The sequence below is a fragment of the Flavobacterium hungaricum genome (genome assembly GCF_015182285.1).
Lineage (GTDB): Bacteria > Bacteroidota > Bacteroidia > Flavobacteriales > Flavobacteriaceae > Flavobacterium > Flavobacterium hungaricum.
The window spans coordinates 428,279-452,692 of the sequence record NZ_PRDM01000005.1; the positions used below are offsets into that span (position 1 = coordinate 428,279).

General features: G+C 34.3%; 26 protein-coding genes. 24 read left to right on the plus strand and 2 right to left on the minus strand.

Translation table 11 applies throughout. The features are described 5' to 3' along the window. Positions 1-12 precede the first annotated feature (12 nt). The 13 genes from C4F50_RS21240 (at position 13) to C4F50_RS21300 (ending at position 10,977) form a co-directional block, all read left to right on the plus strand. Complete coding sequence (locus C4F50_RS21240) at positions 13-249, plus strand: hypothetical protein (RefSeq protein WP_194140650.1); 237 nt, start codon at positions 13-15, stop codon at positions 247-249. Next, positions 231-530, plus strand: a complete 300-nt coding sequence (locus C4F50_RS21245; protein ID WP_194140651.1) for a type II toxin-antitoxin system RelE/ParE family toxin — start codon at positions 231-233, stop codon at positions 528-530. The genes C4F50_RS21240 and C4F50_RS21245 overlap by 19 nt, the downstream gene beginning before the upstream one ends. 278 nt (positions 531-808) lie before the next feature. Further along, positions 809-1,084 (plus strand): hypothetical protein, encoded by a 276-nt coding sequence (locus tag C4F50_RS21250; RefSeq protein ID WP_194140652.1) that lies wholly within the window; start codon positions 809-811, stop codon positions 1,082-1,084. Positions 1,085-1,201: 117 nt separating this feature from the next. Beyond that, positions 1,202-1,768, plus strand: coding sequence for an NfeD family protein (locus tag C4F50_RS21255; protein ID WP_194140653.1), 567 nt, complete (start codon positions 1,202-1,204; stop codon positions 1,766-1,768). Between the two features lie 101 nt (positions 1,769-1,869). Then, the gene (locus C4F50_RS21260; RefSeq protein ID WP_194140654.1) at positions 1,870-2,757 is read left to right on the plus strand and encodes a DMT family transporter; all 888 of its coding nucleotides are present in this window, start codon (positions 1,870-1,872) and stop codon (positions 2,755-2,757) included. Between the two features lie 774 nt (positions 2,758-3,531). Further along, positions 3,532-4,239: an HAD family hydrolase gene (locus C4F50_RS21265; protein WP_194140655.1), complete on the plus strand. Its 708-nt coding sequence runs from the start codon at positions 3,532-3,534 to the stop codon at positions 4,237-4,239. Beyond that, positions 4,239-4,871 (plus strand): chloramphenicol acetyltransferase, encoded by a 633-nt coding sequence (locus tag C4F50_RS21270; protein ID WP_194140656.1) that lies wholly within the window; start codon positions 4,239-4,241, stop codon positions 4,869-4,871. The genes C4F50_RS21265 and C4F50_RS21270 overlap by 1 nt, the downstream gene beginning before the upstream one ends. A gap of 108 nt (positions 4,872-4,979) precedes the next feature. Beyond that, positions 4,980-6,107, plus strand: a complete 1,128-nt coding sequence (locus C4F50_RS21275) for an OmpA family protein (RefSeq protein ID WP_194140657.1) — start codon at positions 4,980-4,982, stop codon at positions 6,105-6,107. Between the two features lie 153 nt (positions 6,108-6,260). Then, positions 6,261-7,712 carry a hypothetical protein gene (locus C4F50_RS21280; protein WP_194140658.1) on the plus strand — a complete coding sequence of 484 codons (1,452 nt, stop codon included), beginning with the start codon at positions 6,261-6,263 and terminating at the stop codon, positions 7,710-7,712. Between the two features lie 161 nt (positions 7,713-7,873). Next, positions 7,874-9,325: a hypothetical protein gene (locus C4F50_RS21285; RefSeq protein WP_194140659.1), complete on the plus strand. Its 1,452-nt coding sequence runs from the start codon at positions 7,874-7,876 to the stop codon at positions 9,323-9,325. Between the two features lie 91 nt (positions 9,326-9,416). Then, positions 9,417-9,935, plus strand: coding sequence for a ferritin (locus tag C4F50_RS21290; protein ID WP_194140660.1), 519 nt, complete (start codon positions 9,417-9,419; stop codon positions 9,933-9,935). Between the two features lie 81 nt (positions 9,936-10,016). Beyond that, positions 10,017-10,202 carry a hypothetical protein gene (locus tag C4F50_RS21295; protein WP_194140661.1) on the plus strand — a complete coding sequence of 62 codons (186 nt, stop codon included), beginning with the start codon at positions 10,017-10,019 and terminating at the stop codon, positions 10,200-10,202. An 82-nt stretch (positions 10,203-10,284) separates the two neighbouring features. Then, positions 10,285-10,977: a DUF2461 domain-containing protein gene (locus C4F50_RS21300; protein WP_194140662.1), complete on the plus strand. Its 693-nt coding sequence runs from the start codon at positions 10,285-10,287 to the stop codon at positions 10,975-10,977. A gap of 313 nt (positions 10,978-11,290) precedes the next feature. On the opposite strand, the gene C4F50_RS21305 is transcribed toward C4F50_RS21300, so the two are convergent. Beyond that, positions 11,291-11,623, minus strand: coding sequence for a single-stranded DNA-binding protein (locus tag C4F50_RS21305; protein WP_194140663.1), 333 nt, complete (start codon positions 11,621-11,623; stop codon positions 11,291-11,293). 465 nt (positions 11,624-12,088) lie between these two features. Here C4F50_RS21305 and C4F50_RS21310 point away from each other — a divergent pair, with 465 nt between their 5' ends. From C4F50_RS21310 to C4F50_RS21325, 4 genes are read left to right on the plus strand one after another with little or no spacing between them, the layout of a single operon-like run. Continuing rightward, positions 12,089-13,615: a bifunctional GNAT family N-acetyltransferase/carbon-nitrogen hydrolase family protein gene (locus C4F50_RS21310; protein ID WP_194140664.1), complete on the plus strand. Its 1,527-nt coding sequence runs from the start codon at positions 12,089-12,091 to the stop codon at positions 13,613-13,615. A 23-nt stretch (positions 13,616-13,638) separates the two neighbouring features. Further along, the gene (locus C4F50_RS21315; protein ID WP_194140665.1) at positions 13,639-13,974 is read left to right on the plus strand and encodes a hypothetical protein; all 336 of its coding nucleotides are present in this window, start codon (positions 13,639-13,641) and stop codon (positions 13,972-13,974) included. A 13-nt stretch (positions 13,975-13,987) separates the two neighbouring features. Next, positions 13,988-14,335 carry a hypothetical protein gene (locus C4F50_RS21320; RefSeq protein ID WP_194140666.1) on the plus strand — a complete coding sequence of 116 codons (348 nt, stop codon included), beginning with the start codon at positions 13,988-13,990 and terminating at the stop codon, positions 14,333-14,335. An 11-nt stretch (positions 14,336-14,346) separates the two neighbouring features. After that, entirely contained in the window at positions 14,347-16,731 is a 2,385-nt protein-coding gene (locus tag C4F50_RS21325) for a M28 family peptidase (protein WP_194140667.1), read from the plus strand. 255 nt (positions 16,732-16,986) lie between these two features. Here C4F50_RS21325 and C4F50_RS21330 read toward each other — a convergent pair whose 3' ends face one another. Further along, positions 16,987-17,382, minus strand: a complete 396-nt coding sequence (locus C4F50_RS21330) for a rhodanese-like domain-containing protein (protein ID WP_194140668.1) — start codon at positions 17,380-17,382, stop codon at positions 16,987-16,989. Between the two features lie 146 nt (positions 17,383-17,528). Here C4F50_RS21330 and C4F50_RS21335 point away from each other — a divergent pair, with 146 nt between their 5' ends. The 7 genes from C4F50_RS21335 to C4F50_RS21365 all read left to right on the plus strand — a co-directional run bounded on the left by C4F50_RS21335 (position 17,529) and on the right by C4F50_RS21365 (position 24,208). Next, positions 17,529-18,431, plus strand: a complete 903-nt coding sequence (locus C4F50_RS21335; RefSeq protein ID WP_194140669.1) for a LysR family transcriptional regulator — start codon at positions 17,529-17,531, stop codon at positions 18,429-18,431. Beyond that, positions 18,416-18,865 (plus strand): GNAT family N-acetyltransferase, encoded by a 450-nt coding sequence (locus C4F50_RS21340; RefSeq protein ID WP_194140670.1) that lies wholly within the window; start codon positions 18,416-18,418, stop codon positions 18,863-18,865. Before C4F50_RS21335 ends, C4F50_RS21340 begins: the two co-directional genes overlap by 16 nt. Before the next feature lie 275 nt (positions 18,866-19,140). After that, positions 19,141-19,965 carry an SDR family oxidoreductase gene (locus tag C4F50_RS21345; RefSeq protein ID WP_194140671.1) on the plus strand — a complete coding sequence of 275 codons (825 nt, stop codon included), beginning with the start codon at positions 19,141-19,143 and terminating at the stop codon, positions 19,963-19,965. A 173-nt stretch (positions 19,966-20,138) separates the two neighbouring features. Next, positions 20,139-20,615: a methylated-DNA--[protein]-cysteine S-methyltransferase gene (locus C4F50_RS21350; protein ID WP_194140672.1), complete on the plus strand. Its 477-nt coding sequence runs from the start codon at positions 20,139-20,141 to the stop codon at positions 20,613-20,615. A 189-nt stretch (positions 20,616-20,804) separates the two neighbouring features. Continuing rightward, positions 20,805-21,518 carry a 3'-5' exonuclease gene (locus tag C4F50_RS21355; RefSeq protein WP_194140673.1) on the plus strand — a complete coding sequence of 238 codons (714 nt, stop codon included), beginning with the start codon at positions 20,805-20,807 and terminating at the stop codon, positions 21,516-21,518. A 93-nt stretch (positions 21,519-21,611) separates the two neighbouring features. Next, positions 21,612-22,682 carry a winged helix DNA-binding domain-containing protein gene (locus tag C4F50_RS21360; RefSeq protein ID WP_194140674.1) on the plus strand — a complete coding sequence of 357 codons (1,071 nt, stop codon included), beginning with the start codon at positions 21,612-21,614 and terminating at the stop codon, positions 22,680-22,682. An 86-nt stretch (positions 22,683-22,768) separates the two neighbouring features. Then, positions 22,769-24,208, plus strand: a complete 1,440-nt coding sequence (locus C4F50_RS21365) for a nucleoside recognition domain-containing protein (RefSeq protein ID WP_194140675.1) — start codon at positions 22,769-22,771, stop codon at positions 24,206-24,208. Positions 24,209-24,414 lie beyond the last annotated feature (206 nt).

Sequence of the window (24,414 nt, forward strand, 5' to 3'; positions counted from 1 at the left end):
TAAAGAGATATTATGGACTTGACTGCACAAATAAAAAAGAATTTGATCTCGAGAATTAAAGATTCTACAGATTTGGACTTTCTAAAAGCTCTTCAAACAATTTTTGATTCATCTGAGCAGGAACTTTACGGTTTATCTAGTGATCAAAAAATGGCAATTGAAAGAAGCCGAAAAGAAATTGAAAGTGGAAATTTTCATAAAAATGATGAAGTAATTTCAGAAATGAGGGAATGGCTAAAAAAGAAATAGTCTGGTCTTCTTTGGCTAAACTTCAACTAGAAAATGTACTTGAATATTATTATATTAAAAATGAAAGTCCAACTTACAGTTTAAAACTTTTAGACGAAGTTGAAGATTTATTAAATACACTTTCAAATTCAGAACTACTCGGAAGACTTACTTCAAACAAAATTACTCGTGTTATTCCGATGAAAGTTTACTTGTTATTCTACGAAATAAGTGCAACTCAAATTGAAATTGTTTCGTTTTGGGATAATCGGCAGGACATTAAAAATAGAAAAGTCAAATAATCTCAATTTAAAACTAGCAATCGTTTTAAAAAGCCTTCAACATTAACTAACTGTAATCTAAACACATAATAAAATTAACAGAAATACCTTACAAATATAATGATTTATTTGTAAGTTTGCAGCGACTAAATCTCTGTAGACTTTCAATAAAACTTATTAAAAGTTAACAATAAGCGAAGCCCTTGTTATGGTGAAGGAGCAGGAAACTGCCCTAAATCTATCTACGGATATTTAGTCACACCTAAAGCAAGGGTTTCGTGCGTTTAAAATTTTCGATTATGACTAAAGAAAATCAAAAACCAACACATCATGATGTAATGCCATCAATGGCCAATTTTCTTTCCGATTTATGGTTTGAAGGAGAATTTAGAGAACAGCCTGATTATTTAAACGAGATTTTCAAGCGAATTCTCGAAACAGAATTGGGCGATGACAAAGATTTAAGATCCAAAATGATGGAATGCATCAAAACCAGTGAAATGCTGGCCGAAGCACTAGAACCGTTTTCGGATAAGCAAATTCAAAAAGCCTGTCTTAAAACACTAACGGCTTAACAATCTTAAACGCGTGAATCAAGAGAATCACGCGTTTAAATTCTCAAATTAAATTTCTCTTAAAATCATCTTTTTATTCAAAATAAAATAAGACATTGGTCCTAAAATATTTATCAAATGCAGTTCTTACATAATTCGTCACTTTTACTAAAATCATTTTGGTTTATAGCAGTTCCAATAAGCCTTATGTTTTTGATTCAAACACTGGCATTCTTAACCGGTTTGGATATTATGGATCAATCCGAAAATTACAATTCTATCTTAAATGAAGAGGATAGTGCTTTTCATTTTTTCTCTTTGAAAAGTTTAATTCATTTTCTATTTGCTTTCAGCTGGACTGGTATTTTGCTGTACAGTTTCATAGAAGAGCCTTTGTCTCTTTTTGCTTTATCCGTTGCTTCGGGTATTTTATTTGTTTTTGTATGCGCGTACATTATCAAAAAAGTACAGCTTTCGAGAATAGATTCTTCTTTTAAAATTCAACATGCCATTAATCAGACAGCCGAAGTTTTTGCAGCCATTCCCGAAAATAAAAAAGGAACGGGTAAAATTAGAATTCAACAAAATGGTATCTCTCAAGAATTGGAAGCTGTAACAGAACACGGTCAAATTGAAATGGGAACACTTGTAAAAGTTGAAAAAATAACTGCTGGGGTTTTGGTTGTAAAATTGATAAGAGAATAAAAAAAACGGCTCGATAATTCAACATTTCAAATCGTAAATCTATTTTAAAAAATAAAATCCAGCTTTATCTCGTATTTTTGAAAAAAACTACTTTTTATAAAATGAAAATTACCAAACCAAGATTAGCACTTATCACCGGAATCCTTTGCATTTCAATATTCCCAATCTTGGTTAAACTCAAACTAACTCCAGGTCTGATTTCGGCTTTTTACCGAATGTTTTTTGCTGTTACTTTGCTTTTGCCTTATGTAATTATTACAAGAAACTTTAAACTTCCTAAACCAAAATTCTTGCTTTTAGCAACACTTTGCGGCGTTCTATTTTCGTCGGATGTTGCTGTTTGGAACATCGCCATTCAGGAATCAAGCGCGACTCAGGCTTCGCTGCTGACAAATTTATCTCCTGTTTGGGTTGGTGTGGGTTCTTTTTTCTTTTTAAAAATAAAACCTGCTGTAAATTTCTGGATCGGAACTCTGGTATCACTTTTCGGAATGATAACTTTGGTTGGTTTTAGCTTTTTTATGGAGCTGAATTTTGACAAAGCATTTCTGTTCGCTGTCCTATCTGGCATACTATATTCTATTTATCTTTTGGTCAGCAAAAATGTGTTGTCCGAAGTCGATGTCTTGTCTTTTATGACCATCAGTCTATTGGCCTCGAGTATTTATTTGGGAGTCCTTTGTTATTCTTTGGGCGAGCCTTTTAATGGTTTTACCAATACGGGCTGGTTTGTCTTGGTTTTGCAGGCTGTGATTTGTCAATTGTGTGCTTGGCTTTCGATTAGTTACGCTACACAGCATATGCGCGCGACTAGAGTTTCATTAAGTTTATTGAGTCAGGCAATTATTACTTCTATATTGGCTTGGTTATTTTTGAATGAACAAATAACTTTGCAAATGGTTTTGGGCGGAATTATATTGCTTTTCGGAATCCGAATTACATTTTACGATAAAACCATTTCATTAAGAAGATTGTTTTCTAAGGATTAAGGAAAAAATAGACTCCGATTGTTTTAAAAGAATTAGTGATTTCGTGGTAAAGTCTCACGCAGATTCAGCAGATTGAGCAGATTTTTAATCATTATAATCTTTTTTATCTGTGGCAAAAATTAGAGAAATTCGTGAATTTGTGGCAAAAAGTCTCACGCAGATTCAGCAGATCGAGCAGATTTAATCATTATAATCTTCTTAATCTGAGACAAGAATTAGAGAAATTCGTGAATTCGTGGCAAAAAGTCTCACGCAGATTCAGCAGATTGAGAAGATTTTTAATAATTATAATCTTCTTAATCTGTGGCAAACAATTAGAGAAATTCGTGAATTCGTGGCAAAAAGTCTAACGCAGATTCAGCAGATTGGGCAGATTTTTAATAATTATAATCTTCTTAATCTGAGACAAAAATTAGAGAAATTCGTGAATTCGTAGCAAAAAGTATTACGCAGATTCAGCAGATTGAGCAGATTTTTAATAATTATAATCTTCTTCATCTGTGCAAACAATTAGAGAAATTCGTGAATTCGTGGCAAAAAGTCTCTCCCAGATTCAGCAGATTCAGCAGATTTTTAATCATTTTAATCTTCGTAATCTGTGGCAAAAATTAGAGAAATTCGTGAATTCGTGGCAAAAAATCTCACGCAGATTCAGCAGATTGGCAGATTTTTAATCTTTTTTATCTGTGGCAATAAATTCGTGAATTCGTGGCAAAAACCTGGAATTCGTGGCAAAAAAACCAAAACTAAAACAAAATTTGAAACAAAAACATTATGTTACATAAAAGCAAAATCCCGAATCTTAAAGTAATCGCATTTGATGCCGATGATACACTGTTTGTCAACGAACCTTATTTTCAGGAAACCGAACATAAGTTTTGCGCGTTGATGGAAGATTATCTTTCGCATCAAGGTATTTCGCAGGAATTATTTAAAATAGAAATTGCCAATCTTCCTTTATACGGTTACGGAATCAAAGGTTACATTCTTTCGATGATCGAGGCTGCAATGAATATTTCGAACAATACGATTCCGATAGAAGTGATTCAAAAAATCATTCAATATGGAAAAGAACTACTCGAAAAACCAATCGAACTTTTGGATGGAATCGAAGAAACGCTGCAGACTTTACACGGAAAATACAAATTGGTTGTTGCAACAAAGGGCGATTTGAAAGACCAGCACAGTAAACTGCACCGCTCAGGTCTGGGGCATTACTTTCACCATATCGAAGTAATGTCAGACAAACAAGAAATTGATTACGAAAAATTATTAGGCCGTTTGGAGATTCACCCCAATGAGTTTTTAATGATCGGAAATTCACTAAAATCAGATGTACTTCCAGTTTTAGGAATTGGCGGTTATGCGGTTCATATTCCGTTTCATACTACTTGGGAACATGAAAAAATCAATCATAAAGTAGAGCACGAACATTTTAGTTCATTCGAAAAAATCACAGAAGTGGTGCACAATTTAATATAATGAAAACACTTTTAGACTTAGAAAACTGGAATAGAAAAGAGCATTTTGAACATTTCAGCAGGATGGATGAACCCTTTTTTGGTGCAACCGTCGAGATTGATTGTACAAAGGCATATGAAAAAGCCAAAGAACTCAAAGTTTCTTTTTTCATCTATTACCTCCATCAGACTTTAACAGCCGTAAATGCCATTGAAAATTTCAGGTACAGAATTTCAGAAGGAAAAATCTACAGCAATGATCGTATTGATGCATCGGCAACTATTGGGCGTGAAGACGGGACTTTTGGATTTTCTTTAATTGAATATAATCCTGATTTAAAGGTTTTTGAAAAAATTGCTTTAGCTGAAATTGAGCGTATTCAAAACACAAAAGGACTTTTTACAAGATCTTTTGATGACGACAACCTCATACATTTCTCTGCAATTCCGTGGTTAAATTTTACATCACTTTCGCATGCCCGAAGTTTTACTTTTCCAGACAGCTGCCCTAAAGTTTCTTTTGGTAAAATGATTACTTCTGAAACTGGAAAACGAACAATTGCAATGTCAGTGCATGTGCATCATGGCTTGATGGACGGTTTGCATCTGGGACAATTTGTAGATTACTTTCAGGAGCTAATGAATAAAAAATAATGTTAATCTTACAAACTTACCCTATTCTAATACTTTAATGACTTTTAGTGGTTTAACTGAGCAGTAATAAATTCGTTGATTTGAGGAAAATTTTAAAACTCACTTACAATGAAAAAAATTGTTATTACTCTAGCGTTTGCTTTAAGTCTCATGCACGTAAATGCGCAAACAGAAAAGACTGCTGACAACTATAACAAATGGTCTGTAGAATTAGCAGGGGGATTAACTAAACCTCAAAGACCATTCTCTGCTGGTTATACTACAGAAACCCCAAGCCCGTGGGTTGGTGAATTAGGTGTTCGTTATATGTTTAACAACAAATTTGGTCTAAAAGCTGATTTTGGATACAATAGTTTTACTTCAAAAAGTAATACTATCGATTTTGATACAGAATACTACAGAGTAGATTTACAAGCAGTTGCTAACTTAGGACGCATCATGAATTTTGAAACCTGGACGAATACTTTTGGTTTATTAGGACATGCTGGTTTTGGGTATGCGCAATTAAGAGGTGATAATATTAAAAAAACAGACGAAATCGGTAATTTTATTGCTGGTGTAACAGGACAGATACGATTATCAAACCGTGTGGCTTTAACCGGAGATTTTTCTACTATCTTAAACGCATCTCAGGATCACACTTTTGATGGTGCTTATCTTGCTAATAATAGAGGATTTTCTGGATTGATGTTTAACGGTACTATCGGTTTAAATGTTTATTTAGGAAAAAACACCAAACATGCTGACTGGACTGTACTTTCTGAAAATTTAGACCTTGCGGCTTACGATAACAAAATTGCTGCTCTTGAAAATGAAATCAAAAAAATCTCTACAAAACAAGTTATCGTAGAAAAACCTATTACAAACACAGTTGTAAACGACAAAGATGTTGTAAAAGAGATGATCAACGACAAGTATTACAGTGTTTATTTTGATTTTAACAAAGCAACTCCAATTGAAAACTCAACTGCTGCGATCGATGTTGTCTTAACGTATTTAAGAAAAAATCCTTCTGCTTCTCTTGACATCATTGGTTATGCAGATCAAGTTGGAAAATCTGATTACAACGAAAGATTATCAAATCTTAGAGCAACAAATGTGAAAACAATTTTTGAAAAAGCTGGAATTGCCTCTTCAAGATTAAACGTTGTTGCTGCAGGTGCGGATACATCAATCCAAAAAGATTCTGAAGAAGCTAGAAGATTAGCTAGAAGAGTTACTTTTAAAGTAAAATAAGTATTTTATTAAACTTTGGATTAGCCTGAAAGAAGTTTTCTTTCAGGCTTTTTTTATTCTTCTTCCTCTTATAATTTTCCAATGTAATTTTTACGATTATTTCGGAAACGTATATTTCATTAAATTTGGAATGATCTTTGAGCACCGAATCTTATGAAAAAGCTATTTCTTCTATTTTTATTACTCTGTAAGTCAGTATCGTTTAGTCAAACCATACTGAACTCTGTTCCTTTAAATCTAAGTGAGCGTTCTTATACACAGCTGTTGAATATGGAAGATGTAAAGACACACGACCTATATCTTTTTGCTTCAGATAATACAAACTTGAAAATTTTTAAATACAACAAATCGCTTTTTCTCACCCAGCAGTTTACCGATTCTATAAAATTTGCCAAAGACCGAAACCTTCTGGGATATAGCATCGGCGAGGACCAAAATCCGCTTTTGTATTGGAGTACTAAAAACTATAGCAATATTAGAATCATCAAATACAATCTGAACAACGGTACTACAAAGTCCTTAAATTTCGATTTTCCTTCCAACCATGATTATATTGTCACTATTTTTCAGAAAAACAATGTTTTTTATGTTTTAGCAAAAGAAAAACTGCAGCCTCACTTACTGTTGTACAAATTTGAAAATGGAAACTGTGAAATAAAAATGTTTGATTTTTCGCCTTTTACGTTTCAAAACGGCGCTGGAAAAAACTTTTCTTTTAGTTTACTTATTCTTCGCTATCCGATTCAAAAGATGGAAGAGGATCTTTATAATCCTTTGGACAAAACAGCATCCCTCAACAAAATGTATGTTTTGGACAATCATATCCTCTTGACATTGGATTATAATACCAAGAAAACGCATGTTTTTGATCTCAATATGGAAACTGCCGAAATTCAAGAAAAGACTTTTAATTTTCCTGCTGCAGCGGGTACAATCAAAACGGCAAATTCTTTTTACAGTGATAAAAAGTTATTCCAGATTGCAGCTAATAAAGACACGTTTTTATTTGATATAAAAGATTTTAATTCTGGTGAAACGCTGAAAAGTATTGCTGTTTCCAAAAACGACACTATCACTTTTAAAAATTCACCATTTTTCTTTCAAACCAATGACATGAAGCCTCAAGAATTAAAAACTACTGCTCGATTTTTAAAAAGCCTAGCCGACTTAGGGGCTGGAATTTCGATATTAAAAAACAAAAAAAACAGTTTTATTACTTTTGGCGGCTTTGTTGAATATCGAGATTACTACTACGGCGGTTACAATGCTGATGAAATTTTATATGAGCCGCCCACAGAATATTCGCAAAGCAAAATGGTTTACTTTGAATCTATGATGGATGAAAAATATAACTTTATAAAAAATGTGCAGTCAGAACCTATGGCGCTTGATAACATTTCCTACTTTTTAAGTATCAGCAAAAATATAGTGCTTCAAAACATTCTAAAGTTAGACGGTTACTATATTTTAAGTTATTACGACAACAGTTCTAAGCAGTATGTGATGCGCAGATTTACAGATGGCTATATCAATCTGGATCCTGGAAATCCGATTAGGAACAAGTCTTTGTTTTCGCAGCCCTTTAGTTTTGAAAAAATTAAATAGCGTAATTCAATAGAGAATTAGGCCAATATTTGGTATGTTTTGGGGCTTTCAAAAAAAGCATCCAGAAGATTTTTATTGGTTTATCTTTCAAATTTCAAACATTGCAATAGGCATAAATTGGACCATAGCGGAATTAATTAGAACTTTAAAAAAACAGATTTATGAAAAAACTATTTACTCTTTTTCTTTTGTTTTGCAATACCCTAATATTTAGTCAGACAGTATTGAATTCTTTTCCTTTAAATCTAAATTTCTTAGGAAAAACCCAGATTCTAAATACTGAAGATGAAAAAAACAATGCTGTTTATGTTTTTGCCTGGGACGATGAAAACATCAATATTTTAAAATACAACAAATCGCTGTTCCTTACAAATCAATTTACAGATTCTATAAAGAAGGAAAAAAATCGAAATTTAATTGGCTGCAGTATAGACAAAGAACAAAAACCAACTTTATACTGGAGTTCTTTAAGCTATAAGAACATTTTAATTTCGACCTACGACCTCGAAAATAAAACCTCAAAATCATTAAATTTTGATTTTCCAAGAAATCATGAATACGTTATTTACAGTTTTCAGCAGCATAATGCTTTTTATATTTTAGCGAAAGAAATAGACTTCGAACACCTTTTGCTCTACAAATTTGAAGACGGTAAGTGCGAAATCAAAATGTTTGATCTTTCTACTTTTACTTATAAAAATAAAGACAATGTAAGCATCTCTTTCAACGCGCTTATTAAATATTTTCCGATCAAGAAAATAGAACCAGATGTTCTTAATCCTATAGATGTGGCCGCAAGAATAAGTAAACTGTATGTACAGGATGACCATCTTATTTTGACCGTTGACAGCAGTTTACTAAAAACACAGGCTTTTGATCTTACTATGAGTACTGGTAAAGTAAAAGAAAGAACGTTTAATCTTCCTGCTGCGCAAAATCCGTTTCAGAGCGCTAATTCCTTTTACTTTGATAAAAAGCTATTTCAAGTAGTTGCAAATACAGAAGAGTTTGTATTTGAGATCAAAGATTTTGAATCTGGAAACAGCATTAAGACTTATCGTCTTACTAAAAGTGACAGTATTCCGTTTAAAATGTCCCCATTTTATATGCAAGTTGAGAACAAAAAACCACGTGAACTGGAAACAACTGCAAAATTTCTTAAAAATCTAGAGGGACTTACTCCTGGAATTTCTATTACTAAAAACAACAAAAACAATTTTATTACTTTCAGCGGTCTTGGAGAATTCAAAGACTTTTATTACAATGCTGCTGCTGATGATGATTTTGGAGAACGCAGCTATTATTCGGCAGGTAAAATGGTTTATTTTGATGCCATGTTAAATGAAAATTTCGATTTTATAAAAGACAAACGAGCAGTACCATCAGCCATAGATAATTTGTTTTATTTTTTGAACAGCAACAAAAAAATACAACTATACGATGCTTTAAAACTAGAGGATTCTTATCTTTTAAGTTATTACGACACCAATTCTAAACAGTACATCATGCGAAGGTTTACGGAGGGTTACAGCAATCTGGATTCTGGAAACCCTATCAGTAATAAGTCTTTGTTTTCGCAGCCAGTTCGTTTTGAAAAAATTAAATCACGTTAATTAATTGAATTGATCCGGACGCCGCTATGTTTTGGGCTTTCAAAAAATGGTTTGGATTATTTTTTTTAATTTTACAAAAAAGTCACAAATTATGCTATCAAAAAATATTGAATCAGCTTTAAACAAGCAAATCCGAATAGAAGCAGAATCTTCGCAAACTTATCTTTCTATGGCTTGTTGGGCTGAAGTACACGGATTAGAGGGAATCGCTCAATTTATGTACACACAGTCAGACGAAGAGCGTGCACACATGCTAAAATTAGTAAAGTATGTAAACGAACGCGGCGGACACGCGCAGATTACCGACCTAAAAGCTCCAAAGACAAGCTATTCTACTTTTAAAGAAATGTTTGAGGAACTTTACAATCACGAACTTTTTGTTTCGCAATCCATCAATGAATTGGTACACATTACCTTTGAAGATCGAGATTATGCCACACATAATTTCTTACAATGGTACGTTTCTGAACAGATTGAAGAAGAAGCTACGGCTAAGTCTATTTTAGACAAAATCAACTTAATCGGAGATGATAAAGGCGGACTTTACTTGTTTGATCGTGATATTCAACAGTTAACAGTTACGAGCTCCATTGCAATTAACCCTAAATAAAAAAGTTAAAGTTTATTTAGAACGCTTAAAAATAACTTTTTTCATTTATATTTGTCTCTGTTTTTATAATACAGAGGAAAATTGGGCAAGAAAGAAAAAGACAAGGATAAGAAAAAGGACAAAAAGAAAAAGAAAAATCAGGATGTCCTTGATAAGATAAAGAAGATTGAAAATTGTAAATCTTCTTGCTGTGAGAAATATAAAAAAAGCGAAAAGAAGCGTTGTTCTCGCTGTCCTATGTTTGATTTATTCAAAAAAACAGCTTAACAAAATATAGAAAAACCCATCAGATTTCTCTGGTGGGTTTTTTAGTTTTAAATTGCAGGGTATTTAGATCTTAAATTCAATTATGAAAAATGATATTACCATACCACAATCAAGTCTTGATTTTTTGGTACAGCTTAAAGAAAATAATAACAAACCTTGGTTTGAAGCTAATAAACCGCAATACCTCATCGAATTAAATCACATAGAAACTTTTGCAGGGGCTTTACTCAAAGAATTATCAAAAACCGATGTTTTAGAAAATGCTTCTGGTAAAAAAAGTGTTTACAGAATCTATCGCGACATTCGTTTTTCTAAAGATAAAACTCCGTTTAAAACTTTTTGGGGCGGCAGTTATACCCGCGCAACAGCAGCGAGACGCGGCGGTTATTACTTTCATCTCGAAAAAGGCAACAGCTTTTTTGCCGGAGGTTTTTGGGGACCAAATGCCGCAGATTTAAAAAGAATACGATCTGAATTTGCCCATGATCCAGAAACGTTTCAGAAAATATTGAACTCCAAATCTTTTGTAACCAACTTCGGAACTTTGCAGGGCGAACAGCTTAAAACGAAACCAAAGGGCTTTGATGTTGATCACCCAGCGATTGATTTACTGCGATTTAAACAGTTTTTAGTCATAAAACGTTTTACAGACGAAGAAGTTTTAAGTCCGCTTTTTCTGGAACAAGCTTTGGATGCCTTTAAAAATATGAGACCCTTTTTTGATTATATGAGCGAAGTATTGACAACAGATGTAAACGGCGCTTCGGTTTTATAAGCTTTTAAAATTAAGTTTAAAGAACAGCCCTGATTTGTAAAAAGAAAATGCTCCTCATAAATGGATTTCGTTCTAAAATAATACTATCAACTGCCGGCATCTTTAGATACTGGTTTTAATATGATAATCTAAATGGCTTTAGCCGAATAGAATCTCCTGAAGCAATAATGTTATTTGGCTAAAGCCTCTTAATACGCTTTCTTCACTCTAGATAAATCTGGAAGCAATTGACATTTTAAATTTTAACGTATAAAAATAGTAATCCCGACAATCCCTCTATTGGGGCACTGTCGGGTGTTACTCTAATAAAATCTTATTTACTCAGAAGAATAATTTCATTAATAACCACTTCGGTAATAAATCGTTTTTCTCCATTCTTGTCGTCGTAAGTACGATGGGTTAATTTTCCGTCAATAGCTACCTCTTTGCCCTTCACCACATATTTTTCGATGATTTCAGCTGTCTTTCCCCAGGCTGTAAGACGATGCCATTCGGTCTGCTCTACTTTTTCACCTTTGTCATTGGTATAATAATCATTGGTTGCGACATTTAAGTGCGCTAATTTTTTACCGTTTTCCAATGTTTTGATCTCAGGCTGGTTTCCTACATTCCCTATTAACTGTACTCTGTTTCTCATTGCATTCATGGCGTATAATATTTAAATGTTCGTATAAAAATTCGTTGATTCATTTCAACAGTGCAAAGATGCATCGATCAAGAAACAGTATTCGGCTGTTAAGTGTTTACTTTCGACTGTAACTGTTTGTAACCGTTTGTAAATGGAAATTTTTTTTAGTACATTTGAAAGTATTATCTCACTTGAACGTCAATGAAATTAGGATTTAAAAGGAAATCGGTTATTAGATTTTTAGCAGTCACGAGTCTGCTGCTCTTCTTTCTGACTTTTTTTCAAACGTACTCAGATGGACGTATTAGATACAGCATGATTCTTTTCTTAGTCAATACCCTGCTGCTTTTCTGTTTTATATATAACGATCGAGAAATAACATATAACAATACTTAATTTTCCTTTGTTAGCTTTAGGAATAAATAGTGTTTTGCGTTCAGATTTCATTTTTAAACGCAGATCAAAATAAAAATTAAAATAAAGATGCAGACAAAAATTAATAAAGTAGAGTTACGAAATTTAGAGATTGAAGACTACAAACAATTAAAAAAATCAATGATCGAATCGTATCCAGAAATGGCCGATTCTTATTGGGGCTCTGATGATATAGAACGATTGCTTTCTATTTTCCCAGAAGGGCAATTGGTGATTTTAGTTGACGGAAAAGTAGTTGGTTCTGCATTATCGCTTATTGTTGATGAAAAACTGGTAGACAAAAAGCACAATTACCAGCAGATCAGCGGTGATTATACTTTTTCTACCCACAATAAAAATGCTGAAATTTTATACGGGATTGATGTTTTTATTCACCCCAATTATAGAGGGCTGCGCCTTGGCCGCCGATTGTATGATGCGAGAAAGGAACTTTGTGAGCAATTAAATCTAAAAGCTATCGTTTTTGCAGGGCGAATTCCGAGTTACAGGGAACACGCTAAAAAAATGACTCCAAAAACTTATATCGAAAAAGTTCGAACTAAAGAATTGTACGATCCGGTACTTTCTTTTCAGCTTAGCAACGATTTTCACGTTTTAAGAATCATCAAAAACTATTTGGAGGGTGACGAAGAATCAAAAGAATTTGCGGTTTTATTAGAATGGAATAATATTTATTACGAAGAAAGTCCAAGACTGATTAATCTTAAAAAGAATATCATTCGTCTGGGGTTAATTCAATGGCAGATGCGTCCGCTTAACAATGTGGAAGCTTTGTTTGAGCAAGCAGAGTTTTTTATCGATGTGGTTTCGGGTTACGGGAGTGATTTTGCCCTTTTTCCAGAACTTTTTATTGCGCCTTTAATGGCCGATTACAATCATCTTTCTGAGGCAGAAGCGATTCGAGAACTGGCGCGTCACTCTGATCCGATCAGGAAACGTTTTCAGGAATTTGCCATTTCATACAACATCAACATTATTACAGGAAGTATGCCTCATCTAGAAAATGGTAATCTGTACAATGTTGGCTTTTTGTGCAAACGCGACGGAACATCAGAAATGTATACCAAAATTCATATTACCCCAAATGAAGTAGTTCATTGGGGAATGAAAGGCGGCTCGGAGTTTAAAACTTTTGATACGGATTGCGGTAAAATCGGAATTCTAATTTGTTATGATGTCGAATTTCCTGAACTCCCAAGGCTTTTAGCTGATGAAGGAATGAATATCCTTTTTGTACCCTTTCTTACCGATACACAAAACGGTTATACTCGTGTTAAACATTGCTCGCAGGCACGTGCAATAGAAAACGAATGTTATGTGGCAATTGCTGGATGTGTTGGAAATCTGCCAAAAGTAAACAATATGGATATTCAATACGCCCAGGCTTCTGTGTTTACTCCTTCTGATTTTGCTTTTCCGAGTAACGGGATCAAAGCCGAAGCGACTCCAAATACAGAAATGACTTTGATTGTTGATGTGGATTTGAATCTTTTAAAAGAACTTCATGAACATGGAAGTGTTAAGATATTAAAAGACCGCAGAAAGGATTTATACGAAATTAAAAAACTGAAATGATAAAATTTATTTCATATTGATCAATGACTGTAATTAGAAAAAAGCCATTATTTGAAATCTATACCGAAAACAATTATTTGATAATTAACAATTCTGACAGCAGAAAAGATAATGGGATATTTGAATTGGAAAGTATTCTGAATGTTGAATTAATAAGGAATGGATCTCTTTTCAATAAAATTATTGAAATTACATTTGGTTTTAATATCCCTGCGAAATCCAATGAACTAAGAATTAATATGGAAAATGGTTTCAAGAATATAATTCTAACTGATTGTAATATTGAAAAAGCTGAAGCGGTAATCTACGAGATTAACCGGCTGATTCTTAAAAATAAAGTTTCAAAATCTGATTTTTAATAAAAAGAAAATAATGAGAACCTGCCTAGAATGTTCTGAGAAAATTGTGGGACGCGAAGACAAAAAATTCTGCTCAGATAGTTGCCGCAATGCGTACAATAATAAAATAAATAAAGATAGTACAAATTTCATGCGTAATGTGAACAACAAGTTACGCAAAAATTACCGTATTTTGGCAGAATTAAATACGGAAGGAAAATCAAAAGCAACCAGAGAGAAATTGATCACAAAAGGTTTTGATTTTGAGTTCTTTACCAATATTTTGCAAACCAAAACAGGAAATACATATTATTTTTTATACGACCAAGGATATCGTTCGTTAGACAATGATTACTATATGCTTGTCAAAAAAGAAATTTAGCGCTGCCCACCATGAGAAAAAACCAGAACTCCATTCTAGCCATAATCGGTATTTTAGCGATTCTAGCTCTAATCTACATTACAATGATGCCGCAAGGTATTTCTAAAGATGAAGAAGCTTTAGCAGAATTTTCGACCGAAAGAGCACTCAATCAAGTCGAAATCATTGCACAGAAACCGCATTATGTGGGGTCAACTAACCACGAACAAGTTGCCAATTACTTGAAACTGGAACTTAACAGAATTGGTTTAGAAACGAGTGTTCAAGAAGGTTTTACCTTAAATGACAAAGGTTTATTGGTAAAATCTAAAAATATTCTGGCGCGAATCAAAGGGACTCAAAATACCAAAGCGCTTTTATTACTTTCTCATTATGATAGTGCACCGCATTCTTTTTCAAAAGGTGCCAGTGACGACGCTTCTGGAGTAGCAACAATTTTAGAGGGAATAAGGGCTTTTTTATATGCAAAGCATCCGCAGAAAAACGATATCATTATTTTATTTTCTGATGCAGAAGAATTGGGTTTAAATGGAGCTGCATTATTTGTAAACAAACATCCTTGGGCAAAAGATGTTGGTTTGGTTTTAAATTTTGAAGCAAGAGGAACTTCTGGACCAAGTTACATGCTTTTGGAAACCAATAAAGGAAACGAAGCTTTGATTAAAGAATTTTCTAATGCTAAAACTTCTTATCCGGTTTCAAACTCTTTAATGTACAGTATTTACAAAATGCTGCCAAATGATACCGATCTAACCGTTTTTAGAGAACAAGGCAATATTCAAGGTTTTAATTTTGCTTTTATAGACGGGCATTTTAATTATCATACACAGCAAGATGACGTACAGCATTTAAACAAAACAACCTTGGCACATCAAGGTACTTATTTAATGCCTTTGTTAAAGTACTTCGCCAACATCGATCTTACGAAAACAGAATCTGCTCAGGATAATGTTTATTTCAGCGTTCCGTTTTCATTCATCACTTATCCATTTTCTTGGGTAATGCCAATGACACTTATCGCTTTTGGACTATTGGTTCTGATGCTTTTTATCGGAAAAGCGAAACGAATTATCTCATTTAGAGAAATCTTCAAAGGTTTTGTACCGCTTTTGGGATCCTTAATTATCGCAGGACTTGTTACTTTCCTGGGGTGGAAAATTATATTAGAAGTTTATCCGCAGTATTCCGATCTTTTAAACGGATTTACTTATAATGGTCATGCGTATATTGGCGCTTTTGTAACTTTAAGTATCGCAATCTGTCTGGCTTTCTACCATCATTTTTCTGAGGCAAAAATCACAATGAATCATTTTGTTGCGCCTCTTTTACTTTGGATTATCATCAATGCTTTCTTAGCAAACAGCTTAACCGGCGCTGGTTTCTTAATTATACCAGTTTATTTTGGAATCATTCTTTTTGCACTATTTGTCTTCACACAGCATTATAGTTTAGGGATCAATTTAATTTTCAGCATTCCAGCTTTGGCGATCATCGCTCCGTTTATTGTAATGTTTCCTATTGGCTTAGGACTAAAGATTCTTTACGGAAGTGCTATTTTAACCGTTTTATTATTCGGCTTACTACTGCCTGTTTTTGGCGCCTTTGCTAAAAAAGGGGCATGGATCATGGTTTTCTTTGCAGCATCGATCGGATTTTTTATTTACGCCGGATATCATTCTGGATACGAATATGGAAAAGCAAAATCGAACAGCCTTCTGTATATTTACAATGCAGACAATAATAGTGCTGCCTGGGCAACTTATGACACTAATTTAGACGAATGGACCAAAAGTTATTTGGGTGAGAAAAACCAAAAAGCAGTTGGTTTAAATGCTCTTCCAATTTCAAGTAAATACAATACAAGTTTTACATACAGTGCTGTTGCTCCTGTTATTGAGGTGCCTAAACCTACAATTGCATTTCTAAAAGACAGTGTTATTGGTGCTAACAGGTATTTAAAAATCCGAATTACTCCCAATAGAAAAGTAAACCGTTACGACATCTACGCCAATCCAAAAATGACATTTTATAATTTCAAAGCAAATGGCGTTGCTACTTCTGATCAAAAAGGAAACCGTTTAGAGCGAGAGGGAACCAAAATAATTTGTTATTATGTTGTTGCAAACGAACCGCTTGAAATGGAATTCTACATTAATAAATCATCTGTCTTTGATATGGATTTAATAGAAAGTTCTTTCGATTTAATGACCAATCCGCTTTTAAAAGTAAAACCAAGAAGCGACTGGATGATGCCGACACCATTTGTTTTAAACGATGCCGTAATGATTCAGCAGAAAATAAAACGATATACAGAACCTATTGCGCCGCTCCAAACTGCGCCGGCAGTAGACAGCACAGCAATTGTAAAAGACAGTCTAAAACCAGTTCAACCGTAATAATAAATTATGGAAGGTCCGGATTTAACAACATTGTTCCTTTTACTTTTTGTTTTATGTTTTTTGATGTACAGATCAATTAATGCTAAAAAAGGATTTTCAAAAAAAGACTACTTCCTTCAATATGATTCTATTAGTCAACAGTTTTACTTGCTAATCGGGATTATAATAGCAGCGGTTGTACTAATAGAACGGTTAACAAATCTTTAGAAGATATAAAAAAAGCAGACTTTGGTTAAAGTCTGCTTTCTTTTTTTAGCACGCACATTCTATTTTCAAACCTGTCTGCTGTCCTTTTACGCCTTCGGTTGCATAACCATCAAACTTCCACCACTCGATACCGCCAATTAATTCTTTTACTTTAAAACCCAGTTTCGCCATATTCAAAGCGCCCTTTGTAGAAGCGTTGCATCCAATTCCGTCGCAATACGTAACGTACAAAATATCACGATCCAAATGTTTTGTGGTTTCCAGATTCATTTCGCGATGCGGTATATTAATCGCATTCGGAATATGTTCTGCCTCAAAACCAAAAGCTTTTCTTGCATCAATCGCAATTACTTTCTCGCCATTTTTAAGGGCATCAAACAAATCGGACGGATCCATTTCAAAGGCCAGTTTGTTTTCATAATGTTTAATTTGTGCTTCCATTTCTTAGAATTTTATTGATTTCATTTTTCAAAAGTACCGCAGTATACATTCTCATAAAAACGAAAAGAATTCATGAAGTTGATTACTTTTTTTCATGTAAAAGCCAATTCAAAATTTTGTTCCTTTGCATAAACCACCCGCAAAAAATGGAAATTCGTCATTTAAGATTAATAAAAGCAATTGTCGAAGAAGGCAGCATTACCAAAGCGATCGATAAACTTCATTTGACACAATCGGCTTTGAGTCATCAGCTCAAAGAAGCAGAATCTCAATTGGGAACGGCTATTTTTTTGAGAGCAAATAAAAAGTTGATTCTGACCAAAGCTGGTGAAAAAATCTATGAACTCGCCAACGAAGTTCTCGACAAACTCGCACAAACTCAAACGCAGATCAAACAAATGGTTTACGGGGAACAGGGCGAGATCAGAATCAGCACCGAATGTTTCTCGGGTTATCATTGGCTTCCGTCGGTTTTAAAACAGTTTCAGCTTTTATATCCAAATGTTGAACTTAAGATCATAACCGAAGCAACTCATATACCGCTTCAAAAACTTTTAGACCATACGATTGACATTGCGATTGTAAGCGATACCATCAAAGACCATAACATCAAATATACCGAGCTTTTTCAGGACGAAGTGGTCATGGTAGTTTCTGAAAATCATCCTTGGGCAGACAAAAAATATGTCGTTGCCGAAGATTTTGCAAACGAGCATTTACTAATACATTCCCTTCCGTTAGAAACCGTGACCATACATCAGTTCATTTTGGCTCCAGCCAAGGTCAATCCTAGAAAAATAACCCCATTACCGCTGACCGAAGCCTGCGTCGAAATGGTCAAAGCAGATATGGGCGTGATGTCAATGGCAAAATGGGCCTTACAGCCGTATTTAAAAAACAACCCTATTAAAGCAGTGAAAGTGGGTAAAAATGGTTTAAAACGAAAACATTTTGTTGCCATAAGAGCCAAGGAAAATCATCCGGATTACTTACAGCATTTTATTAATTTTTTACAAACCGAAATCAACCTGCAATGGAATATGCAATAAGAAACTGCGAAATCGCCGATTTGCCGAAACTCATTATTTTATGTCAAAAACACGCCGAATTTGAAAAAGCCGATTATGCTCCAGAAGGAAAAGAAGAAAAGCTGAGAAAAGCCCTCTTTGGTGAAAATCCACAACTATTCTGCCTGGTAGTTGCTGCAAAAGAAACCATCGTTGGTTATGCATCCTATACGATTGATTTTTCAACTTGGGATGCTGCTGATTTTTTATACATGGACTGCTTGTTTCTTGAGGAAGAAACCAGAGGTTTAGGAATTGGCGAGATGTTAATCGAAAAACTAAAAGAAATTGGAAAGCAAAAAAACTGTGTTAACATTCAGTGGCAGACACCACAGTTTAACGAAAGAGCGATTAAATTCTATAACCGAATGGGCGCAAAAGGAAAAGACAAAGTGCGATTTACATTGACCTTGTAAAAAAATACTATTGTTAAGCCGCTAAGATGCAGTTTTTTTACACATTATTGTCATTTCGACGAAGGAGAAATCTCCACAAGAAGCTCTACAAAGATTTGCAAGTTTGCATAGATAATCTTGCGACTTTAAGAATGATCTAAATTTTTTATTTCACGCAGATTTTACAGATTCCGTCGATTTATTTACTTTTTGCGAATACATTGCTGCTTCAATCAACATAAAATAAACCTTTGCAACTCTGAACCTTTGTAACTTTGTACCTCATAAAGAAAAAAATGACACAAATAAGTATTTTAGGCTGCGGCTGGCTGGGATTTCCTTTAGCAAAAAGATTAATCGAAAAAGGATATTCGATAAAAGGTTCTACAACCTCAGAAAACAAACTTTCAACTTTAGAAAGTGCTGGAATAAATCCGTTTTTGCTGATTCTTAATAGTGAAAGTGTTTCTGAAAACGTCATTGATTTCTTAGCGGAAAGCGAGATTTTAATCATTGATATTCCGCCAAAATTGAATAGAAAATCTGAAATAAATGCAGTTTCTACCGAAATGGAATTCGTCAAAAAAATTCAAAACGTAATTCCTTCAATAGAAAAGTCATCGATAAAAAAGGTACTTTTTGTAAGTTCTACTTCCGTTTACGGAGATCAGAATGAATTGATCACAGAAGAAACAATTCCGAATCCCGAGACCGAAAGCGGCAGACAATTACTTATTACTGAAAATATACTGCTTCAAAACCAAAATTTTGAAACGGCTGTTTTGCGTTTTGGAGGTTTAATTGGCGAAGATCGGCATCCTGTAAAGTTTCTAGCCGGAAAAGAAAATCTGGAAAACCCCGATGCGCCCGTAAATTTAATTCACCAGGATGACTGCATTTTAATTATTGAAGAAATCATAAACCAATCAAAATGGAATGAGGTTTTCAATGCCGCGGCGCCTTTTCATCCGACAAGAGAAGCATATTATACCCAAAAAGCAAAGGAACAAAACTTAGCTTTACCGAAATTCAGCACTGAAAAATTAAATATTAAAAAGATTATTTCAAGCGAAAAAATCCAAAACGTTTTAAATTATAAGTTTAATTTAGAAATTTACTAGTTTTAGATGTCAGACTGAGCAAAGTCGAAACCTCTTTTCGTTTTTACAAGCCTTCGACTTCGCTCAGGTTGACAATTGTGTAAATTTTGCAACGTAACTTATAGGGGTTAAAAAAACTTTGCGAACTTTGCGAGAAACCTTTGCGGCTTTGCGGTTAAAAATGCAGTTAAACTATGGAAACAGTTTACATCAATTCCCCATTAGGAATTACCAAAATCATTGGAGATGAAAACGGTATTGCTGTAATTTCTGTTTCGGATGTTGGGACTAATGAAGTTTCTACAGAAGTTCCAGAGGTTTTACAACAAGCTGTTTTGCAGTTAAACGAATATTTTGAAGGTAAAAGAACCGATTTCGATTTAAAGCTCAATCCGCAGGGAACCGAATTCCAGCAGAAAGTCTGGAAATCGTTATTAGAAATTCCGTACGGAAAAACGGTAAGCTATATGGATCAGACCAAAAAAATGGGCGATCCAAAAGCTATTCGTGCTGTAGCTTTTGCAAATGGTAAAAACCCGCTTTGGATTGTGGTTCCCTGCCATCGTGTTATTGGCACAAACGGATCTTTAACTGGATACGCCGGCGGTTTGTCTCGCAAAAAATGGCTTTTGGAACATGAAAGTCCATCTGCACAGCAAAGTTTGTTTTAGTTTTATAGCCACGAATTCACCAATTTTCTTTTTAATTAATTCAGTAACTTATATTTCAATACTTTTATATAAGAAAATTCATTCTATTTGTACTTTAAAAAAATACTAAAATCAAATTTGTGTACATTTATATCCAATAAAAAAGTCAAAATAAATTCGTGAATTCGTGGCAAAAGACCATAGCAAAATATGATTGAAAAGATAAACCTCAACAACATTCTCTTTCTTGATATAGAAACCGTTCCTGAAGAAGAGAATTTTAATTCGCTTGACGCGGAAATGCAGTCACTTTGGGATTTGAAAACGCAATACCAGCGAAAAGACGATTTTACGCCCGAAGAATTTTATGACCGTGCAGGAATCTGGGCAGAATTCGGAAAGATTATTTGTATCTCTGTGGGGTATTTTACCATCAAAGGAGATATTCGGAATTTTAGAGTTACTTCATTTTTTGGTGAAGAAAAGAAAATCTTAAAAGACTTTTCTAATTTGATTAACAATCATTTCAATCAGCCGCAGCATTTAATGTGCGGGCATAACTCTAAAGAATTTGACATTCCGTTTATTGCCCGCCGAATGATCATTAATCAAATGGCAATTCCAGACAAACTGAATTTATTTGGCAAAAAACCTTGGGAAGTACCCCATTTGGATACGCTTGAATTATGGAAGTTTGGCGATTACAAACATTTTACTTCTTTAAAACTGCTGACCAAGATCCTAGGGGTTCCATCGCCAAAAGGCGATATTGACGGAAGCCAGGTAGCACACGTATATTATGTCGAAAAAGACATAGACCGAATTATTACGTATTGTGAAAAAGATACGATTGCCGTGGCGCAGATTTTCCTTCGCCTGCGTAGAGAAGATTTATTGATAGAAGAAGAAATAATTCATGTATAGCTTTGAGGTGCTGAGTCTCTAAGATTCTGAGGCACTAAGGTTTTTGCTAAGGGTCAAACTTAAATTACTTATATAACTTATATGGTTTAAAATATGACGCATTCTGAAATTTCACATTACCGTTTGGCTTCTCAAAAGCTTTATAAAACGAGTCAATTACTGCCAGAAGAAATTGTAAAGCATTTTGGAGCCATGCAGGCGCAGGATTACGCAATGGCAAAATGGGCTGTCGGATCTCGTTGTGATGCCACCGAAAAAGAAATAGAAGAAGCGATAAACTCCGCAAAAATTATTCGAACCCATATTTTACGGCCAACCTGGCATTTTGTTTCAGCAGAGGATATTTACTGGATGTTAGATCTTTCCGGATCTCAGGTTAAACGTCTTTTTGCTTCCACAGCACTGCAGCACGGCTATGACACCCATAAGCTTAATCAGGTTAATACCGCTATTGAAAAATTACTCGCAGGAAATAATCATTTAACGCGAGAAGAAATCATGCAGGAACTGAGTATTCAGAAGAAAACAGGCGATTTATCTCCGGTTATTGTAATGATGAATGCCGAACTGGATGGATTGGTCTGCAACGGAAAAATGAAAGACAAACAAATTACCTATGCCTTATTGGAAGAAAGGGTTTTAAAACCACCAACCAAATTCACAAAAGAAGAAGCATTAGCAAAACTTGCCCTTCGATATTTTGAAAGCCACGGCCCGGCAACTTTACAGGATTTTTCGTGGTGGTCGGGTTTTTCACAGACAATTTGCAAAAACGCAATTAAAGCAATTGAGTTGCAATTAGAAAACACTACCATTGATAATCAGCAGTATTGGTTTAAAAAAGGGCTTTTAGAAGAGATGAGCTTTCGCGAAAGCGTACATTTTCTTCCGGCTTTTGATGAGATCTTGATTTCGTATAAAACCAGAGAAGCTTCAATTTTATTAGAACACCAATCGAAAGCTTTTACCAATAACGGCATTTTTAAACCGATAATTCTCGAGAACGGCAAAGTCATTGGAACTTGGAAAAGAACCATAAAAAAGGATCACGCAAAAATTGAAACAGCGTTTTTTAATGCAACAGACGCAGACAAAAAACAAGATTTAGTCAAGGGAATCAAATTGCTTGAAAATTATTTGGAGACGAAAATTGTGATTGATTAATAGTTCTCTTTCAAATTCCCGTCTCATTAATTAAAATCTTTGTGCATATTCTGGCTAAATAATTACATTTACAAAAAATTAGAATTATGGTATTAAGTAGATTTTGGTTAGCGATTTTTATTTCTTCGATTGTCTTTATTGTAGTCAGTTTATTTACGGCTAACACTTATACTATTGATTCTGTTTTGAATGGAAAGAAAGACGATCCTATTTTAGTTTCAGAAAAATACATTCATGAACTTCCTGTTTTTATTAAAGACAGTATACAAAAAGCGCCAGATCAAACTATGATCATCAATCGTGACACGCTTAATTCTGACACAACTTACGTTTACAAAAATAAAACCGTTAAAATTTACAGCGGTCTTCAAAAATCGGATGGTTTACTGCCAACTTGCAAAAGCACTTTGGTAGATTTGATTCTGCCTCTTATTGCCTATCTGGCTTTTTTCTGTGGATTAATGGAGCTTTTAATCGTTTCCGGAGCATCTGGAAAATTGGCTAAAGCACTGAGTCCGGTATTTGTAAAGGTGTTTCCAACTATTCCTAAAAACCATCCTTCTATTTCGTATATGACTTTAAATTTTGCTGCGAATTTCCTCGGATTAGATTCGGCTGCAACGCCATTTGGACTTAAAGCGATGGAAAGTTTACAGGAAATTAACCCCGAGAAGGACAAAGCAAGTGATGCACAGATTATGTTTATGTGTCTGCACGCTTCTGGTTTAACTTTAATTGCTACTTCTATCATCGGATATCGCGCTGCGGCAAACGCAAGTAACCCGGCCGATGTAATGCTGCCGTGCATTATTACGTCGTTTATCGGAACTATTGCAGCCTTTTTAATTGTGGGAATCAAACAAAAAATCAATTTTAGAAGTGCTTCGCTTGTTATTGGTTTAATGGTTTTAATTGCAGCGATTGTTGGTTTGCTGCTGTATGTAAATCATCTGGATTTAATCGGAAAAAATTATTTCACTTCTAATCTTTCTGGATTAATCTTACTTGCTATTATTGTTTTTACACTGATTTTCTCTTTTGTACATGAGAAAAAATTTAAAGAAGCCGAAACGACTGTTTTTGACACTTTTGTTGTGGGAGCCAATAACGGAGTTAAAACCGGAGTTACTATTTTTCCTTATGTTTTAGGAATGTTAGTTGCAATTTCATTATTTAGAAACAGCGGTTTATTCGAAATTATAAGTGATGCTATTGGATTTATTTTTTCGAATATGGGCGTGAGCAAAGAAATCACAAACGCACTCCCGGTTGCGATGTTACGTCCGTTTAGTTCTGCGGGATCAAGAGGATTTTTAATTGATTCGATGAATACTTTTGGAGCAGATTCTTTGACAGCAAGATTGAGCAGTATTTTTCAGTGCAGTGCCGAAAGTACTTTTTATGTAATTGCGGTTTATTTTGGTTCTGTTAATATCAAAAATACGCGTTATGCGCTCGGCACTATGCTTTTGGTTGATTTAATCTGTGTGATTACGGCTATTTTTGTAGCGACTTGGTTTTTTTAATCCGTTGTCGATAATCTTCAAAATGTATTAATTACGATCCATTAACAAAATCAAAATTTTATTAGTGAGCGGGTCATGGTGTGTTCTCTTACAATCAGTCTCCGAATGATTGTGTTTTAAATACACGAAAAACCAAAAAGGACCTCATAAAAAAGCGAAATTTTAACAAGGAATATTTAAATTTTCTGAATAAATTTATCCTCGAT